Annotated in this window: 13 protein-coding genes and 3 riboswitches; of the genes, 6 read left to right on the top strand and 7 right to left on the bottom strand. The window is 69.8% G+C overall.

Annotated elements, in window-relative coordinates:
* Nucleotides 1–43: 43 nt before the first annotated feature.
* Nucleotides 44–490, top strand: coding sequence for a hypothetical protein (locus N416_RS0109980; RefSeq protein ID WP_024441965.1), 447 nt, complete (start codon nucleotides 44–46; stop codon nucleotides 488–490).
* On the opposite strand, the gene N416_RS0109985 is transcribed toward N416_RS0109980, so the two are convergent.
* The 4 genes from N416_RS0109985 to cobN are packed head-to-tail and all read right to left on the bottom strand — an operon-like array spanning nucleotide 476 to nucleotide 6,964.
* On the bottom strand, nucleotides 476–1,210 hold the full coding sequence (locus N416_RS0109985) for a cobalt-precorrin-6A reductase (RefSeq protein WP_024441966.1): 735 nt from the start codon (nucleotides 1,208–1,210) through the stop codon (nucleotides 476–478). The two genes, N416_RS0109980 and N416_RS0109985, sit on opposite strands and share 15 nt — an antisense overlap.
* Nucleotides 1,207–2,658 carry a cobyric acid synthase gene (locus N416_RS0109990; protein WP_024441967.1) on the bottom strand — a complete coding sequence of 484 codons (1,452 nt, stop codon included), beginning with the start codon at nucleotides 2,656–2,658 and terminating at the stop codon, nucleotides 1,207–1,209. The genes N416_RS0109985 and N416_RS0109990 overlap by 4 nt, the downstream gene beginning before the upstream one ends.
* A complete protein-coding gene (cobF, locus tag N416_RS0109995; RefSeq protein WP_024441968.1) occupies nucleotides 2,658–3,395 on the bottom strand; it encodes a precorrin-6A synthase (deacetylating) in 738 nt (245 codons plus the stop codon). The genes N416_RS0109990 and cobF overlap by 1 nt, the downstream gene beginning before the upstream one ends.
* On the bottom strand, nucleotides 3,392–6,964 hold the full coding sequence (gene cobN / locus N416_RS0110000) for a cobaltochelatase subunit CobN (protein ID WP_024441969.1): 3,573 nt from the start codon (nucleotides 6,962–6,964) through the stop codon (nucleotides 3,392–3,394). The genes cobF and cobN overlap by 4 nt, the downstream gene beginning before the upstream one ends.
* Nucleotides 6,965–6,994: 30 nt before the next feature.
* A riboswitch (cobalamin riboswitch) is annotated at nucleotides 6,995–7,120 on the bottom strand.
* Nucleotides 7,117–7,268, top strand: a riboswitch (cobalamin riboswitch). (Overlaps the previous riboswitch by 4 nt.)
* Before the next feature lie 56 nt (nucleotides 7,269–7,324).
* Here cobN and N416_RS0110005 point away from each other — a divergent pair.
* Genes N416_RS0110005 through N416_RS0110020 form a run of 4 tightly spaced genes read left to right on the top strand, consistent with a single transcriptional unit; the run spans nucleotide 7,325 to nucleotide 11,902 of the window.
* Nucleotides 7,325–8,521 (top strand): ABC transporter substrate-binding protein, encoded by a 1,197-nt coding sequence (locus N416_RS0110005; RefSeq protein ID WP_024441970.1) that lies wholly within the window; start codon nucleotides 7,325–7,327, stop codon nucleotides 8,519–8,521.
* Nucleotides 8,518–9,558, top strand: coding sequence for an iron ABC transporter permease (locus tag N416_RS0110010; protein WP_024441971.1), 1,041 nt, complete (start codon nucleotides 8,518–8,520; stop codon nucleotides 9,556–9,558). The genes N416_RS0110005 and N416_RS0110010 overlap by 4 nt, the downstream gene beginning before the upstream one ends.
* A complete protein-coding gene (locus N416_RS0110015) occupies nucleotides 9,555–11,309 on the top strand; it encodes an ATP-binding cassette domain-containing protein (protein WP_024441972.1) in 1,755 nt (584 codons plus the stop codon). Before N416_RS0110010 ends, N416_RS0110015 begins: the two co-directional genes overlap by 4 nt.
* 14 nt (nucleotides 11,310–11,323) lie before the next feature.
* On the top strand, nucleotides 11,324–11,902 hold the full coding sequence (locus N416_RS0110020) for a hypothetical protein (protein ID WP_024441973.1): 579 nt from the start codon (nucleotides 11,324–11,326) through the stop codon (nucleotides 11,900–11,902).
* Nucleotides 11,903–12,054: 152 nt separating this feature from the next.
* Here N416_RS0110020 and N416_RS0110025 read toward each other — a convergent pair whose 3' ends face one another.
* Together N416_RS0110025 and N416_RS0110030 are read right to left on the bottom strand one after the other, a co-directional pair.
* Nucleotides 12,055–13,791: a PPE family protein gene (locus tag N416_RS0110025; protein WP_024441974.1), complete on the bottom strand. Its 1,737-nt coding sequence runs from the start codon at nucleotides 13,789–13,791 to the stop codon at nucleotides 12,055–12,057.
* Between the two features lie 97 nt (nucleotides 13,792–13,888).
* Nucleotides 13,889–14,005: riboswitch (cobalamin riboswitch) on the bottom strand.
* A 65-nt stretch (nucleotides 14,006–14,070) separates the two neighbouring features.
* Entirely contained in the window at nucleotides 14,071–15,387 is a 1,317-nt protein-coding gene (locus tag N416_RS0110030; RefSeq protein WP_024441975.1) for an aminotransferase class I/II-fold pyridoxal phosphate-dependent enzyme, read from the bottom strand.
* Between the two features lie 40 nt (nucleotides 15,388–15,427).
* Here N416_RS0110030 and N416_RS0110035 point away from each other — a divergent pair, with 40 nt between their 5' ends.
* Nucleotides 15,428–16,084 carry a pyridoxamine 5'-phosphate oxidase family protein gene (locus tag N416_RS0110035; RefSeq protein WP_024441976.1) on the top strand — a complete coding sequence of 219 codons (657 nt, stop codon included), beginning with the start codon at nucleotides 15,428–15,430 and terminating at the stop codon, nucleotides 16,082–16,084.
* On the opposite strand, the gene N416_RS0110040 is transcribed toward N416_RS0110035, so the two are convergent.
* Entirely contained in the window at nucleotides 16,066–17,664 is a 1,599-nt protein-coding gene (locus N416_RS0110040) for a PPE family protein (RefSeq protein WP_024441977.1), read from the bottom strand. The genes N416_RS0110035 and N416_RS0110040 overlap by 19 nt on opposite strands.
* Between the last annotated feature and the right edge of the window lie 4 nt (nucleotides 17,665–17,668).

Genomic DNA, 17,668 nt, shown 5'->3' on the forward strand with positions numbered 1-17,668 from the left:
CGTTATCTGCGACTGACAGACACAGATACCTGGAGGTGACGGGATGAGCGCTCTCGCGGCGGCAGTCGTCTTTGCCTGGTTGGGCATGGTGCTGGCGATCTCATTTCTGGAAGCGCCCCTGAAGTTCCGCGCGCCGGGGATCACCATCCCACTGGGGTTGGGTATCGGCCGACTGGTGTTCCGGGCCCTCAACGCGGTGGAGGTCGTGCTGGCGATGGTGGTGGTGTTGGTGGTGGCCACCGACGCGCCGGGACCGATTTCGGTGGCCGGGGTGGGGGCTGCGGTGGTGGTGCTGACCGTACAGATCTTGGTGGTCCGGCCCCGGCTGCGCCGCCGCTCGGATGCGGTGCTGGCCGCGCAGAGCGCCCCGCCCGGTGGGATGATCGAGCGCTCCCGCGCCCACTACGCCTACGCCGGGCTGGAAGTGGTCAAGGTCGCCGCACTGCTGACCGCGGGTGCCGCACTGCAACTCGCCTTAGTCGCCGGTTAGCACCCAGGCCAACGCGCCCTCGACGTCGGTCACCGTGGCCACACCCTCCGGTTGCGCCGGTCGGCGCACGACGACCACCGGCAGGCCGAGTTCCTCGGCTGCCCGCATCTTCGGCCAGGTGTATTCGCCCCCAGAGTCTTTCGTGACGACGACGTCGGCGCGGTGATCGCGCAGCAGCGCGAGTTCTCCGGGCAGACCGTAGGGTCCCCGGTCCTTGACCACCGACCAGCTGGGTGGCATGCCGATGGACGGTGCCTCGACCACCCGCGCCAGCACCGCCGCGTCGGCCAGCGCCGGCAGGTACGACGCCAACTGCTGACGTCCGATGGTCAGCACCGGCCGCCGTCCCAGCCGGGCTGCGATCTGGGCGGCCCGCTCGTGCGAATCGGCCCAATGCCAGGACTGCCCGGCGCGCTGCGACCAGCCGGGCCGCTCCAGCCGCAGCAGTGGTCGGCCGGCCGCGGCACACGCGGCGGCCGCGTTGGCCGACATGGTCGTCGCGAAGGGATGGGTGGCGTCCACAACGACGTCGTAGTCGGCCAATGCCGCTCGCAGACCGTCGATCCCGCCGAAACCGCCGATCCGCACCGCCCCGACCGGCAGCCGCGGGTCGGTGACGCGGCCAGCCAGTGACGTCGTGACGTCGACGCCCGCAGCGACCAGCCGATCGGCGAGTGCCCGGGCTTCGGCGGTGCCGCCGAGCAGCAGCACGCGCGTCACGGTGCCCCCGGCGGTAGGAATGGCAGCCCGGACGGTGGTCCGCCGCCTGCCAGATCCAGCAGGGCGTCGATATCCAGGTGCTCTTCGATCAGATCCCCGAGCAGGTCGAGCCGGCGTTCCCGGGCGGCGGGAAACGACACCTGCGTCGGCGGCAGCCCGAGAGTTTCGGCCAGGAATGCCGCACGCAGCGCGTCGACCTCCAAACAGCCGTGGCGCATGGTGCCGAAAACCTGGCCGGTGCGGACGCCGCCGGCAAAAGCAGCCGCGACGTCTCCGCGGCTGATCCGGCCGTGGTGGATCTCGTAGCCGCCGTCGGACAGCCGCAGCACCTTGTCCGCGGCAAAGCATGTTTCGACATCCAGCAGGCCCAGACCGCTTACTTCGCCGGGTGCTCCCTCGATTCCCTCGGGATCGCGGATCATTCTCCCCAGCATCTGGAAGCCCCCGCAGATACCCAGTACCGGCTTGCCTGCGGCGGCGTGCGCGGCGATCGCGGTATCGATTCCGCGCGACCGCAGCCAGGCCAGGTCGCTGATGGTTGCGCGGGTTCCGGGCAGCACCACCAGATCCGCGCCGGACACCCCGCGCGGGTCGGCAGCGAACACCACGTCCAGATCGGGCTCGAGTCCGAGGGCGTCCAGGTCGGTGAAGTTGCTGATCCGCGGAAAGCGGATCACCGCCACGCGTCGCGCGCCGGTGCGTGCCGAGCGCCGGCCGTCGAGGTCGAGCGCGTCCTCGGAGTCCAGCCACAGCGCCGGGTGCCACGGCAGGGTGCCGAACACCCGGCGGCCGGTGAGGCGCTCCAGATCGGCCAGCCCGGGTTCTAGCAAGCGCAGCTGTCCGCGGAACTTGTTCACGATGAACCCCGCCACCAGCGCCTGGTCCGCTTCCGACAGCAGCGCGACGGTGCCGAAGAACGCCGCGAACACCCCGCCACGGTCCACGTCACCGACGACCACTACCGGCATCCCGGCATGCCGCGCCAGGCCCATGTTGACGTAATCGCCGGCGCGCAAGTTGATCTCGGTCGGGCTGCCGGCCCCCTCGGCGACGATCACGTCATAGCGCCCGGCGAGATCGTCGTAGGCACCGTGGGCTGCCTGGGCCAACGCTGCGCGGCCGTGCATCCAGTTCGACGATGACAGGGTCCCCCACGGCCGGCCCATGAGCACTACGTGGCTTTGCTGGTCACTGCCGGGCTTGAGCAGAACCGGGTTCATCGCCGGCTCCGGTGCGACGCGTGCTGCGCAGGCCTGAATCCACTGCGCCCGGCCGATTTCAGTCGCAACCCCGTCGTCGCCGACACACACCATGGAGTTGTTCGACATGTTCTGCGCCTTGTAGGGCGCTACCCGCACGCCGCGGCGAGCCAGCGCCCGGCACACCCCGGTCGCCACCACGGTCTTACCGGCATCGCTGGTGGTTCCGGCGATCAGGATGCCCGCCATCAGGTACGCCGCACCAGCAACAGATCCATCACCCAGCCCGCCTCCGCCCGGGCCGCATCACGGGCGGTCGCGATCTCGTCGACGACGTCACAGACCCGGCCGGTGACCAGCCGCTCCCCCGCCGCGCCGAGGTTGGCGCCCCACCAGATCGTCCAGTCGGCCACCGGAGAGAGATCGAGCCGGTCCGGGTTGAGCATGGCGACGATGTTGTCCTGGCCAGCGGCCACCGCCTCGGCCAGCCGGCGGCCGGTGGTGATGTGTACCGGACGGCCCACTTCGTGCAGCACGATCCGGTGCCGGGCGGCCAGCAGTTGAGGGGCGCTGATCCCCGGCAGCACGGCGTAATCCAGATCGACCCCAAGGCTTTTCACCTGCTCGACGATGCGGATCGTCGAGTCGTACAGCGCCGGGTCACCCCAGACCAGGAAGGCTGCCGTGCCCTCACGCTCACGCAGCACCTCGGCGTAGCGCTGCGCCCGCGCCGCATGCCAGTCGGCCACCGCCCGGGTGTAGCCGGACTCGGTCAGCCCCGCAGCGCGGTCGCGGGCCGGGTCGGCGACCGCGATGACAGGGGTCGAGTCGGCATAGGTGTCGAGGACGGCTCGCCGCAATGCCAGAAGGCTGTCGTCGGAGGACTTCTCGGATGCCACTATGTAATCGGCCGACCGCAGTGCGCTGGCGACCTCGGCGGTGACGTGCGCAGGTCCCATACCGATGCCGAGAATCCAGACCTTCACCGATCCTCCAGGTCGCCTTCTACGTCCAGGTAAGCCTGCCGCAACGCTGCCATGGTCTCGGGGTCGGGGTGCTCCCACAGGCCGCGGTCGGCGGCCTCGGTCAACCGTTCCACGATGCCGTGCAGCGCCCACGGGTTGGACTTGTCGAGGAACTCCCGGGTCTGCGGGTCCAAGACATACTCGGCCGCGAGCTTTTCATACATCCAGTCGTGCACCACACCGGCGGTGGCGTCGAATCCGAACAGGTAGTCGACGGTGGCGGCCAGTTCGAACGCACCTTTGTAGCCGTGTCGCCGCATCGCGGAGATCCAGCGCGGGTTGACCACCCGCGCGCGGAACACCCGGGCGGTCTCTTCGGCCAGCGTGCGAGTGCGGACGGCATCCGGAGAGGTCGAATCCCCCACATAGGCTTTCGGATCGGAGCCGGTCAGCGCACGCACGGTCGCGATCATGCCCCCGTGATAGACGAAGTAGTCATCGGAGTCGGCGATGTCATGCTCGCGGGTGTCGATGTTCTTGGCGGCCACCTTGATCCGGCGGTAATTGGTGCGCATGTCGTCAGCAGCCGGCGCACCACCGAGTCCGCGACCGTAGGCGAACCCACCCCAGGTGGTGTAGACCTCCGCCAGGTCCTTGTCGTCTCGCCAGGTTCCTGATTCGATCACCTGCAGGATTCCGGCTCCGTAGGACCCGGGCGCCGAACCGAAGATCCGGGTGGTGGCGCGACGCAGATCCCCATGTTCGGCCAGGTCGGCGCGAGCGTGCGCCGCCACGAAGTTTGCGTCGTCGGGTTCGTCGAGGGTCGCGACCATTTGCACCGCGTCATCGAGCATCGACACCACGTGCGGGAAAGCGTCCCGGAAGAAGCCCGAGATCCGCACCGTCACATCGATTCTGGGGCGGCCGAGCTCCTCGGGTGAGATCACCGCCAGCCCGGACACCCGCCGCGAAGCCTCGTCCCACTCGGGTCGCACGCCGAGCAGGGCCAGCACTTCGGCAATGTCGTCGCCGGAGGTGCGCATCGCCGAGGTGCCCCACACCGACAGCCCGACCGACTCCGGGTAGCCGCCGGTGTCGTCGAGGTAACGCCGCACCAGCGAGTCGGCCATCGCCTGCCCGGTCTGCCATGCCAGCCGGGACGGCACCGCGCGGGGGTCGACGGTGTAGAAGTTGCGCCCGGTGGGCAACACGTTGACCAATCCGCGCAGCGGCGACCCGCTCGGCCCCGGCCGCACGAACCCGCCGGCCAGGGCGTGCAGCACCGCGTCCAGCTCGGCCGACGTGCCGGCCAGCCGTGGGACCACCTCGGTGGCAGCGAATCTCAGCACCCGGCATACCTCGGGGTCGGGATGCAGCGTGTCGGCCACTCCGATCTCCCAGTCGGCCGCCTCCATGGCTTCAACCAATACGCGGGCGCGGCCCTCGATCTCGTCGACCACAGCCGCGGCGGCGTCTTCCTTGAGTCCCAGCACGGCCCGCAGGCCGGGCACCGCGTGGTCCACCCCGCCCCACACCTGCGGGGCACGCAGGATCGCCAGCACCAGGTTCACCCGCTCCGGCCCAGTCGGAGCGCCGCCGAGCACGTGCAGGCCGTCACGGATCTGGGCGTCCTTGATCTCACAGAGCCAGCCGTCGACATGAAGCAGGAAGTCGTCGAACTCCTCATCCCCGGGCCGCTCATCCAGGCCCAGGTCGCGGTGCATCTCCGCGGCCCGCATCAGATTCCAGATCTCACCGCGGATCGCCGGCAGCTTGGCCGGGTCCATGGACGCGATGTTGCCGTACTCGTCGAGCAGTTGCTCGAGGCGCGCGATGTCGCCGTAGGACTCCGCGCGTGCCATCGGCGGGATCAGGTGGTCAACGATCGTGGCGTGCGCCCGACGCTTGGCCTGGGCGCCCTCGCCGGGGTCGTTGACCAGAAACGGGTAGATCAGCGGCAGGTCGGCGATCATCGCGTCGGTGGCGCAGGCGGAGGACAACGCCGCGGTCTTGCCGGGCAGCCATTCCATCGAGCCGTGCTTGCCCAGATGGATCACCGCGTGCGCCCCAAAACCCTTTGCCAGCCAACGATATGCGGCCAGATAGTGGTGGCTCGGCGGCAACTCCGGATCGTGATAGATCGCCACCGGGTTCTCCCCGAACCCACGAGGCGGCTGGATCATCAGCACGACATTGCCGGATTGCAGTGCGGCCAAAACGATCTCGTCGGCATCGTTGACGAACAGCTTGCCTGGCGCCGGACCCCACGCCGTCGTCATGGCATTGCGCAGGCCGTCGGGCAACTCGGCGGTCCACTGCGCATACTGCTGCGCGCTGACCCGCACCTGCGCGCCGGCCAGCTGCACCGCAGACAGCCAGTCCTCGTCCTGACCGCCGGCCTCGATCAGGGTGTGGATCAGGCGGTCGCCGGCCTCGGTTTCGTCGGCAACATCCAGGACCCCAAAGCCGTCTCCGACGTCGTAGCCCTCCACCGACAGCCGCCGCAGCAGCCGCACCGCCGACACCGGGGTGTCCAGACCGACGGCGTTGCCCACCCGGGAGTGCTTGGTGGGATAGGCCGACAGCACCAGCGCCAGCTTCTTCTGCCCATTCGGAATACGGCGCAGCATCGCGTGATTCACCGCTACGCCGGCCACCCGGGCGCAACGCTCCGGGTCGGCGGCGTAGTGCGGCAGCCCGTCGTCGTCGATCTCCTTGAAGGAGAACGGCACCGTGATGATCCGTCCGTCGAATTCCGGGATGGCGATCTGGGTGGCCGAATCCAACGGGGTCACGCCGTCGTCGTTGGACTCCCAGTCCGCGCGGGAGGACGCCAGGCACAAACCCTGCAACACCGGGATGTCCAGCGCCGCGATCCGTTCGATGTCCCACGCGCCGTCGTCGTCGCCGGCACTGACCCCGGCGGTGGCGTTCATTGCCCCACCGGCCGCCAGCATGCAGACCACCAGCGCGTCGAGCTGCCCCAGCGCAGCGAAGAGCTCGTCGGGGGCGTTGCGCAGCGACGCGGCGAAGATCGGCACCCCGACCGCCCGGCCGGTGGCATCGATCGCATCGGCCAAAGCGTGGGCGAATCCGGCGTTGCCGCTGACCTCGTGGGCGCGGTAGTACAGCACCCCGATCCGTACCGGGTTCGCAGCCTCGACGCCTTCCCGCTGAGCGAACCCCCATTCCGGGATCACCGCCGGCTCCTCGAAGCCTTCCCCGGTGAGCAGCACCGTGTCGCACAGAAATGCATGCAGCTGCGCAAGGTTGGCCGGCCCGCCCTCGGCGAGGTAGGCGTGCGCCTGCGCGGCCAGGCCGATCGGGACCGTGGAGCACTCCATCAGCTCGGCGTTGGGCGAGCGCTCCCCGCCGAGCACCACCAACGGCAGGCCGGTCGCGCGTAGCAGCTTCAGTTCGTCGGCGATCTCGGCCGATGACCCCAGGATGCGCAGCACCACGACATCGGCGCCGTTGACCAGCGGTTCGATGTCGTGGCGTGCGGGGTTCCCGAGCCGGTACGCCGCGCCGCTGGCCCGCGCGGACAGCAGATCGGTGTCAGAGGTGGAGAGCAGGGCGATACGCCGCATAATCGGTTCCTCCCGGGGGTTCGCGCCCCGCATAGTCGGATGCCCCGCGGCCAGTATCTGGCTAACACAGTGGCGGAACCGCGCCGGACTTTCACCGGACTTCCTGACGCCACGAGACGGCGGCCAGCCTAACGCAGCGCGGCATGCAACAATGTCGCCGGTAAGGCGATGACGAATGAGGAAGCCGGTGCGAATCCGGCGCGGTCCCGCCACTGTCATCGGGGAGCGACCCTCATCAGCCACGGCCCGCCACTTGTGGGGTTGGAAGGCGAGGCGAGCAGTGATCCGAGAGCCAGGAGACTCACGTCAACGCGTCCTGCGAACCGGGGCGGTGTACCCCGAGGAAGCTGACTCACGCTCATGTCCCGTGCGTTGCGGGTAGTTGCTGCGCTCCTGGTAGCGCTGGCCACCGCGCTGTCGTTGGCCGGCTGCTCCGGCGAACCCGCTTCCCGCACACTGCAAGCGCGTTCCGGCTGCATCACCGGCTTCGATCCGGCCGCCGACTACTTCCCAGACAAGTCGACGCTGACCGAAGCCACCAACTTCGCCATCACCTACCACGGCAGCTACCAGGTTCTGACGGTCAAGCGGCCCTACCTCGGCGGCAAGCCGATGTCGTGGGTGTTGGTGCGCTGCGGTGCGCCCACGCCGACGCTGACCGGGGAGCTGGCGAACGCCCAACGGATCACCGTCCCGGTGCAGAGCCTCTACTCGGGCTCGACGACGCATCTGGCGATGATCACCGAACTCGGCCAAGCCGGCGTGGTCACCGGAGTGGCGAGCCCGGCAGCCGTCGCCGACCCGCAGATCCGTGCGCGCATCGACACCGGTGAGATCGTCGGCTACGCCCCCGGCGGGCAGATCAATATCGAGCGCGTGATCGGCGCGGGCCCCGACCTGCTGGTCACCGAGGGCATCGACGACCCCGGCTATCCCAAGCTGCGCGAAGCCGGCACCCCGGTGCTGGCCGACGCCGAATGGCTGGAACCGACCCCGCTGGGCCGCGCCGAGTGGATCAAGGTGTTCGCCGCGCTGACCGGGACCGAACGCCAAGCCGCGCAGGCCTACCAGGCCATCCGCGACCGTTACCGTGCCTTGGCGGCTCAAGCCGCCGCAACCAAGCCCGTCGAGGTCTTGGTCGGCACCATGTACTCGGGCAGCTGGTCGATGCCCACTGGCGAGAGCTACTCGGGGCGCCTGGTTGCCGACGCCGGCGGCGCCTACCCCTGGCTGTCGGACACCGGCGCCGAGAACCGGCAACTGAACTTCGAGTCGGTGTACGCCCGTGCCGGCACCGCGCCGGTCTGGCTGATCACCGACGACTGGCACACCCTGGGCGATGCGGTGGCCCGTGACAGCCGCTACGGCGAGCTGACCGCGCTGCGGACCGGCCACGTCTGGTCGGCGACCAAGGCAATGACATCCCTTGGCGGCAACCTCTATTGGGAACGCGGCACGGCCCGACCGGATCTGATGCTCGGCGACTTGGTCGCGATCCTGCATCCCGAGCTCGCCACCGAACACGCGTTCGAGTTCTACCGGCGGGTGCCGCGTTGAAGCCGCGTATCGCCCTGGTGCTGACCGCGCTGAGCGCCGCGGTGGTCCTGCTGGCCGTGCTCGGGCTGGTGCTCGGGCCGGTGCGGGTGCCGGTGCTCGACACCGTGCAGGTGCTGTTCGGCGCCGAACCCTCCGACCCGCGCTGGCAGGTGATCGTGTGGAACATGCGGCTGCCGCGGGTGCTGACCGCGCTGGCCGCCGGGTCCGCGCTGGGCGTCGCCGGCCTGCAGCTGCAAACCCTGTTCCGCAACACCCTCGCCGATCCCTACATTCTGGGCGTGAGCTCCGGGGCGAGCCTGGGTGTTGCGGTGGTCGTGCTACTTGGTGGGGCGGCCGCCGGCGGTTTCACCACCGCGGTGGCCGGTGCCAGCCGCGCCACGGAAGTGATCGCAGCGGCCCTGGGTGCGGCGGCCATGCTCACGCTGGTTCTGGTGCTGTCGCGATGGACCCGCTCGGCTGCGACGCTGCTGCTGATCGGTGTGATGATCGGCGCGGCCAGCACCGCGCTGGTGAGCTTGGCGCTGGTGTACTCCGATCCGCAGCGGGTGCAGCAGTACCTGTTGTGGGGCCTGGGCAGCTTCGCCGGAACCGGTTGGGCCGATTTGGAGTTGCTGCTGCCGCTGGTGGCCGTCGGGCTGTTGACCGCGGCGATGACGATCCGGCCGCTCAACGCCCTGCTGCTCGGCGAGAGTTACGCGGCGACTATGGGCATCAACGTGCACCGGGCCCGGATCGTCACGGTCGTCTCTGCGTCACTGCTGGCCGGTGTGACGACCGCGTTCTGCGGCCCGATCGCGTTCCTCGGCCTGGTGGTGCCGCACGTGGCCCGCATCGTGATGGGCACCTCCGATCACCGGGTGGTGGTCCCGGCGGTGGTCTTGCTGGGCGCAATCGCCGCGCTGGCCTGCGGCATCGTCAGCCAGGTGCCCGGCAGCGACCTGGTCATCCCGATCAACGCGGTCACCGCGCTGGTCGGGGCGCCGGTGGTGATCGCCGTGCTGCTGCGGGCCCGCCGAGGATCGGGGTTGCCGTCATGACGCCACCGGCCGTCGAGCTTGCCGGCCTGGCGATCGGCTACCGCGGCCGGCGCCGGTCGACGACAGTGGCGACCGGGCTGGCAGCCCAGGCTCGCCGCGGCGAACTGACCGTGCTGATCGGGCCGAACGGCGCCGGAAAGTCCACCCTGATTCGCACCCTGGCGGGGTTGCAGCCCGCGCTCGGCGGACGTGTTCTGTTGGACGGCGCCGACCTGACCGCGCTCCCCCGCGACGAACTGGCCCGCCGGGTCGCGGTGGTGCTGACCGAACGCGTCGACCCCGGCTTGTTGTCGGCGCGAGAACTGGTTGGGCTGGGCCGCATCCCACATCTGGGGCTGGGTGCTCGACTTCGCCCGGTCGATGAGGGGATCATCGACTGGGCGTTGGCGGCGACCGGTGCTCAGCATCTGGCATCGCGGCCGGCGGCCGAACTGTCCGACGGTGAATGCCAGCGGGTCCTGACCGCGCGAGCGCTGGCCCAGCAGCCGGGTCTGCTGATCCTTGACGAGCCGACCGCGTTTCTGGATGTGTCTTCACGGGCCGCACTGTTCGGTCTGTTGCGTGAGCTCGCCCGCGACCAGCAGTTGGCGGTAGTGCTGAGCACCCACGATCTGGAATTGGCACTGCGGGTGGCTGATCGGGTGTGGCTGATGGATCCGGCGGGCACCCTGGTGGACACCGTAGGCGAAGAGCTGATGTTGTCCGGGCGCATTGGGGACATGTTCGGCAACGACACCCTGCGTTTCGACCCGGCTAGCGGCATGTTCGAGCTCACTACCCGCGCCGACAGCGATGGCGCGGCACGCATCGCCCGCGTCGACGCTGCAGAGCCGTTGCGCTCCGCCCTGACGCGGGTGCTGTCGCGGGAAGGCTGGGACCTCGGCGAGCCCGCCGAAATCGTTTTCACAGCAACCGATCCCGCTGCCATCACGCTGCGTACCGCCGGCGGCAACCAGGCCATTGCACTGCGCGACCTAACGCAGCGGCTGCGCACTCTGCCCGCAACCTCGCATCGCTGCATCCCCCAGGATCGGACGCTGACGGCACTGGCCGAGTTGTCCACCGTCAGCTCCTATTTCGCGGTCTCGACCGGGGCCGCTGACGACGCCGACTGGCGTCCGGTGACGCAGCTCTACACCGACCCCGACCTGCTGGCCAGCGTGGTTGCCGGCGTGCAGGACCGCATCGGCGCATCGGATGTTCGCGTGGCGGTGTCCACCTTCTACCTCGGATATGCGGCGCGGCTGTGGTCGATCGGGCTGGGCGGGCTCGCCGAGCACGGGCTGCTGGTCGATCTGGATCCCGATCAACTCTGGTACTCCGACTGCGGCGGCAGCATCCGGCTTCACCTGCCGAACCCGATGGCCTGGCAGGGCTCGTCGGGCAATGCGGATCTGGAGCCGATGCTGGCCGAGATGATCCTGGCTGGGCACCTGACGCCATTGGCCGCCGCGGTGCGCCGGCTCGGTCCGATCTCGCAACGACTGCTGGACGGCAATGCCGCCTCCGCAGCCCTGGGTGCCGCCCGCGCCCTGTGCTGGCATCACGGTGGAAATCTGGCGGACGAACCGAGCTGGGAACTCGCACGCAACATGTGCGAGACCGAATACCTTAACGGCACAGTATGTTTCGACGACTCCAGCACGGATTATCGGCGGACCAGCTGTTGCCTGTTCTATCGCACGCCCGGCGGCGGACTTTGCGGTGATTGCGCATTGACCCACAAGCCCCAGGTTCGCCTGAACCCATGAAGGAAGGGATTCCCATGACCGAGAGCACCGGCACCGTCGTCGCCGATCCCCCGATCGTCGACACCGAAGACCGCGGTCGCGAACAACGCTGGCCGCTGCCGACCGATCAGCAGAGCCTGCTGGATCTGCTGCACCTGTGCTTCGACGAGTACTGGAACGAGATCTGGTTCGGCATCATCATGGAAGGCGCGGCCTGGGAAGTGGCCGCACCCAACGCGCCGCGCAAGATCGGCATGCTCGACGGCTACGCCACCATCGACTTCGGCCGCTGGCACTTTCACCTGTGCATCGGCAAGCACCGGGCCAGCGGAAACGAGCTGGGCCGCATTCGGAGATGCACCCGCGCCGAGCTGTACCGGCGCATCGGCAAGGACGGCAACCCCCAGTCGTGGGGCGTGCGCCTGTTCAACGGGCGCGACGAGCAGATGATGACCGTGATGCTGCCGAACCCGTTCCTCACCAACGACCAGCAGATGCGCGACGAGCCCGAGTGGGGTCAGCTGGAGCTGTGGGACAAGCTGCGCGAGAAGTACCTGGGCCTGGGGCCGGACCCGCTGGACCGCGGCGGGAACCGGATCCGCTGCGGCGGTTAGCGAGACTCGACGAAGGAGAGCCGAAGCTGGACCGCCGCAACAAACCCGGCGGTTAGCGAGACCAGGCACCTAGGAGCAGTTGATTTTGCAGCCAGGGCTGTGCGCGGAGGGCGGGCACAGCCCTGGCTGCAATTGCAACGCCGCCGGTCCGGCTAGTCCGGCTCTGCCGGCCAGGTGTTGGGCATCATCGGGCTGATGGCGCCACCGCCGAATCCGTCGTCGGTCAGCGCGGTCAGCCCGCCCGGCCGTGCGCTGCTCACCCGGTGGGTGCCACCCGCGAAGCCCTGCGATCCGGCTCCTCGACTGGAGGCGACCGCCCCGGCGAGTTCCGGCACCGCATCCGGCTCCAAGTCCATATACTCATAGCCGCGGCCGAGCATGCCGACCTTGGCCTTACGCCGACGGCGCTGCGGGGCCTTCTGCTCCGCCGATTCCTCCACGGGCGCCGCCGCACTGTCCGGCTTCGGCGCCGCCTTCTTACGCGAGCTGGTGCCTGAGCCTCGACGAGCGCCCATGTCCAAGCCGCCGACCATGTACATGTAGGCGGGCATGGTGACCGACGGCGGTCCCGCCGGAGTCGGCGGCGGCGCTCCGGGCGGCGGAGGGGCAGCTGCTGCCGGTGCCGGCGCAGGGGCGGGCGCGGGAGCCGGAGCAGGAGCCGGAGCGGGAGCCGGTGCCGGCGGCGAAGCCATCGCCAGTCCCGGCGGGGGCGCAGGAGGCGGCGGCACCGCAGCGGCCAACGCATGATGTGCCATCGCCCCGATACCCAGACCGCCGATCACTCCCGCAGATCCGAGCACGGTCGTGCCGGCCATCGTGGCGGCCAGCGCCGGCAGCAACGCCGTCTGGGTGATCAGATAGTTCAGCGCCTGAATGGTGTTGCCGATGGTGGACGTGACGATCTCGACCATCGCCAACGGCACCACCACACCCAGCGCCTGGGGATTGAACAGCGCCGTGTACATCATCGCGATCACGTCGTCGATGATCACGATGCTGGTGAACGCGAAGTAGGAGCCGGGGTCCAGCGGCACCGAGAAGACATAGGCCAAACTGGCGGGGTTGAAGAAGCTGAACGGGTTGCCGGTCCAACCCAGCCAGGAACCGGGAACCGGCCACGGCGGCAACAGCGGCGAGCCGGCCTGCAGGCTGGCAAAGAAGTCTGCGAACGGATCGCCGAGACCGGTGTAGCCGATCTTGGCAAAGAACTCCTGCAACTCGACGTACAGCGGGTACTGGCTGCTGTCGGGATAGGGCGGGCTGGGCACCAGGCTTTCGAGCCATTTGGCGAAGTCCAGGAACCACTGCGGTGGATCCGGCGCGGTGTCCGCCGCGCTGCCGGGCGTCTTGAGCACCATCGGCGCCGGCTCGGTCTGGGCCGCCGCGGCGGTCGCGACCGCCGCGCCGGCTACCGCCTGATAGACGGTCATCACGGCTGCGGCCTGCGCCCACATCCGCGCGTAGTCGGCCTCGTTCAGCGCGATCGGAATCGTGTTGACACCAAAGAAATTCGTGCCCACCAACACCGCGTGGGTCACATGGTTGGCGACCAGCTCAGCCATGGTCGGCATCGCCGCGAGCGCGGCGGTGTAGCCCGCGGCCGCCGTCTCCTGCTGCGCCGCGGTGGCGGCACTGTTGGTGACGGCACGCAGCAGCCAGGCCAGATAGGGGGCGTTGGCGGCCACGAACGCCTCGGCGGACGGCCCCTGCCACGCGCCGGCCTGCACCGCACCCAGCACCGCCGTCAACTCATCGGCGATCGCGGCGTATTCAGTGCTCAACGCGCTCCACGCCGCAGCCGATGACAATAGTGGTCCGGCCCCGGGGCCGGCCGACAGTGACGTTGAATGTACTTCTGGCGGAGAGGCCATCCAGATCGGTGCAGTCATCGCGCACCGCCGGATGCCACCCGAAAAGGGCGCAACATGGGGGTTTGTCAGCTCTCTCGGGGTACACCGCCCCGGGTCGCAGGATGCGACGATGTGAGTGTCCTGACTCTCGGATCAACGCTCGCCTCGCCTTCCAGCTCCATCAGAGCCGTGGCAGTTGAGGGTCGCTCCCCGATCACAGTGGCGGGACCGTGCCGGATTCACACCGGCTTCCTGCACCATCGTTGCCGTACCGGGGCATTATCGCACGCTACGGCGCGCAACGCCCGGAAAGCGCGACTACACGCTGGCCCGGCCTGGGCCGCGCACTGCAGCGGCGACCGCGTCGGCCAGCGCGTCGACGTCGGCGGGGGCCAGCTCGGCGATGGTCACCCGCAGGCCCGCAGTGGCCCGAATCCGGAACCGCGCCCCCGGGGCCGCGGCCCAGCCTGCGGCGAACAACGCCGTCATCGCCACCGCCTCGTCGGGCACCGGGATCCATACGTTGAGCCCGGACCGGCCGTGCGCGATCACGCCCCGGTCGGCCAGCGCCGCGCACAGCCCGAGGCGGGCCGCGCGGTAGGCGGCTTCGGCCTCGGCCACCCGCCGCGTCGCTGCGTCGTCGCGCCACAGCTCGACAGCCAGGTTCTGCAGCAGGTGGCTGACCCAGCCCGGTCCCAGCCGCTGGCGACCCTGCACCCGTTCGACGGTGCGCTGGTCACCGGCCAGCACCGCCAGCCGCAGATCCGGGCCATACGCCTTGGCCGCCGACCGAATGAACGCCCAGTGCCGGCTCACGCCCGCCAGCGGATGCAACGGCACCCCGGCGATCGCCGCCCCGTGGTCGTCTTCGACCAGTAGCACCTCCGAATCTGCCAGCAATGCCCCTAGGGCATCTGCTCGCTCCGCCGAAACGGCTGCGCCGGTCGGATTTTGGGCGCGACTTGTCACCACCACAGCACGCACCCCCCGTTGCAGCGCCCGGGCCAGGTCGGCAGGCAGCGGGCCGTCGTCATCGACTCCGACCGGCTCCGGTGTCAGCCCCAGCGCGCCGAGCAGATCGAGCAGGTTGGGCCACCCCGGATCTTCGACGGCCACCCGGTCACCGGGACGCAGGTGGGCGCTGAGCACCCGCTCGATTCCGTCCAGGGCCCCGGAGGTGACCGCGAGGTGGTCGGCCGGTACACCGTCGGCGGCCAGCTCGGCCGCGGCATGCTCAGCCAGTGCCGACGCGATCGGCGGATGCCCGTAGAGCACCACCGGTCCGGGGCGCGCCGGCACAGCGGCGATAGCGGGCAACAGCGCCGGGTTGGGGTTTCCGGTCGACAGATCCCGCACGCCCGGCGGCACGGCCAGCCCGCGCAGCGAGCGCGGTGTGGTCGCCGGCCGATCACGCACCCGGGTGCCACGCCGACCGGAGCTTTCGACCGCGCCGCGGTCGCGCAACAGCCGGTAGGCGGCGGCGACGGTGTTCGGGTTCACCCCGAGCTGCTGGGCCAGCCCGCGGATCGGCGGCAGTGCGGCCCCGGGCGCCAACGCGCCGCGCGCGATGCCCTCCTCGACGCTCGCCGCGATGGCCTCGGCCCCCCCACCGGCAATGCTATATTGTACTGGCACATCTCCTATATTGCACTAGTACATTAATGGAGGCAACCCCGTGTCCTACGCACCGACACCCCAGACCACCCCCACCCGGTATCGGGAACGGGCCCGCTACGACCGCGACACCGTGCGCCGCATCCTGGACGAGGCGCTGATCTGTCACCTGGGATACGCCCGCGACGGCCATCCGGTGGTGCTGCCGACCACGCACGCGCGGGTCGACGAGACGCTGTATCTGCACGGCTCCACCGGCAGCGGCCCGGTGCTGGCGGCCGGCCCGGGCGGTCTGCCGGTCTGCGTCACCGCCACCCTGGTCGACGGGCTGGTGCTGGCCCGCTCGGCGCTGCACCATTCGATGGCCTACCGCTCGGTGGTCGTCATCGGCGTCGCCCGCCTGGTCGATGACGAGGCCGAGAAGCGGCTCGGGCTCGACGCACTGCTCGATCACGTCGCACCCGGCCGGGCCGCCGACGCCCGGCCGCCCAACCGCCGGGAACTGGCGGCCACTGCGGTGCTGGCGCTCGACCTGGTGAAGGTGTCCGCCTCGGTGCGCGACGGCGGCCCCAACGACGAACCCGAGGACGTCACTCTGCCGTACTGGGCGGGAGTGGTCCCGCTGCGAATGGTCGCCGGACGCCCGGAACCGGCCGCCGACCTCGACCCGGCGATCGCGCTGCCGTCTTACCTGGAGTCTTACCGCAGACCGCGCTGATACTCCGGCATCCAGGTGCCCGGCGTCATCGGAGTGGTGGCACCGCCGCCGAAGGCGTCGGCCGCCAGGGCAGTGAGTCCACTCGGCAGCACGGCATCCGAGGCGTCGTCCAAGTCCATGTATTCGTACCCGCGGCCGAGCATGTCGGCCTTTGCGCGCCGCCGCCGGCGGGCCTTGACCTTCTCCTCGGCGACCACGGCGTCCACCGGCGCCGCGGCGGCCTCGGGCTCCGCGGCCTTGCGTCGGCGAGCACTGGTGCCCGCGGCCCGACGGGCCTGCTGGCTCGCGCCGGCGACCAGATACATCGCGGCCAGACTGTCCCCCGGGGTCAGCGGTGGTGCGGGCGGCGGAGGGAGCGCCGGCGGCGCTGCGGGCGGCGGCGGTGCAAGAGCGGGCGCCGGAGCGGGGGCCGGGGCCGGAGCGGGAACCGGCGGCGTCGGAGCGACCGTCAGGCCGGCGAACGGCGGGGGCATGACCGGAACCACCGGAACCGGAACCGCATGCAGCGCAGCCAGGCCGGACAACCCCGCCAATCCGGCCAAAGGCGCCGCGGCCAGTGGCGCCAATGCGGCGGTCAGCATCGGCAGCACAACCGGAATCAGCACCAGAGCCTGCTCCAGCAGCGTCTTGAGCAGCGCAACCACGTCGGTGATGATCGTGCCGACCGCTTCCACTGCGGTGAACATCAGCGTGAACGCGATGGTGCTGGGGTTACCGGAGGCGAACGCCGCCGCGATGTCGGCGCCGATGAAGGCGAAGGTCTGCGACAGGTAGGCGGCGAATGAGCCGAAGTCCATCGGATAGCCGATCGCGAACGCGAGGTTGTAGGGACTCAGAAAGCTCAGCGGGTTGCCCAGGATCGGCAGCCAGGGATCGAACCCGCCGAATAGCGACTGGAAGAACGGGTTGGCCGCCAGCTCGTCGATCATCGGCTGCAGCACATTGTTGTAGAAGTCGGTGTAGCCGCTGTTCTGCAGCCATTCCATGATCTCGTTCTGTCGATCGGGCGGGAGCTGCGGCTGGCTGGCGTCCGCGGACTGCGCCTTGACGATCTGTGGCGCTGCCGACGTCTGCGGGCTCGACGCCACCGCGGTGCCCGAGGCGGCCTGATAGGTGGTCATCACGGTGGTGGCCTGCAGCCACATCCGGCCGTAGTCGGCCTCATTGAGCGTGATCGGGATGGTGTTGACACCGAAGAAGTTGGTGGCCACCAGCACCGCGTGGGTGGCGTGGTTGGCCGCGAGCTCACCCAGCGTCGGCATCGCGGCCAGTGCGGTGCTGTAGGCGGCGGCCGCGGCCTGCTGGGCGGTGGCGGTCAGGGCGCTGACGACCCCGGCCTGGATCAGCCACGCCAGATACGGCAGATTCGCCGCGACATACGCTTCGGCGCTGGGACCCTGCCACGCCCCGGCCTGCACTGCCCCCAGCAGTGCCGTCAACTCGTCGGCGACCGCACTGTATTCGGCGCTCAGCGTGCTCCATGCGGCAGCCGACGCCAACAGCGGACCAGCCCCGGGGCCCGCCGACAGCAATGTCGAGTGGACTTCGGGTGGAGACGCGATCCAGATCGGCGCGGTCACGGTC

Source organism: Mycobacterium sp. UM_WGJ (assembly GCF_000455125.1).
GTDB lineage: Bacteria > Actinomycetota > Actinomycetes > Mycobacteriales > Mycobacteriaceae > Mycobacterium.

Bases quoted from the DNA above. Each gene is read 5' to 3' on its own strand.
- N416_RS0109980 (WP_024441965.1), top strand. From the start codon at position 44: ATGAGCGCTCTCGCGGCGGCAGTCGTCTTTGCCTGGTTGGGCATGGTG.
- N416_RS0109990 (WP_024441967.1), bottom strand. From the start codon at position 2,658: ATGGCGGGCATCCTGATCGCCGGAACCACCAGCGATGCCGGTAAGACC.
- cobN (WP_024441969.1), bottom strand. From the start codon at position 6,964: ATGCGGCGTATCGCCCTGCTCTCCACCTCTGACACCGATCTGCTGTCC.
- N416_RS0110005 (WP_024441970.1), top strand. From the start codon at position 7,325: ATGTCCCGTGCGTTGCGGGTAGTTGCTGCGCTCCTGGTAGCGCTGGCC.
- N416_RS0110015 (WP_024441972.1), top strand. From the start codon at position 9,555: ATGACGCCACCGGCCGTCGAGCTTGCCGGCCTGGCGATCGGCTACCGC.
- N416_RS0110020 (WP_024441973.1), top strand. From the start codon at position 11,324: ATGACCGAGAGCACCGGCACCGTCGTCGCCGATCCCCCGATCGTCGAC.
- N416_RS0110025 (WP_024441974.1), bottom strand. From the start codon at position 13,791: ATGACTGCACCGATCTGGATGGCCTCTCCGCCAGAAGTACATTCAACG.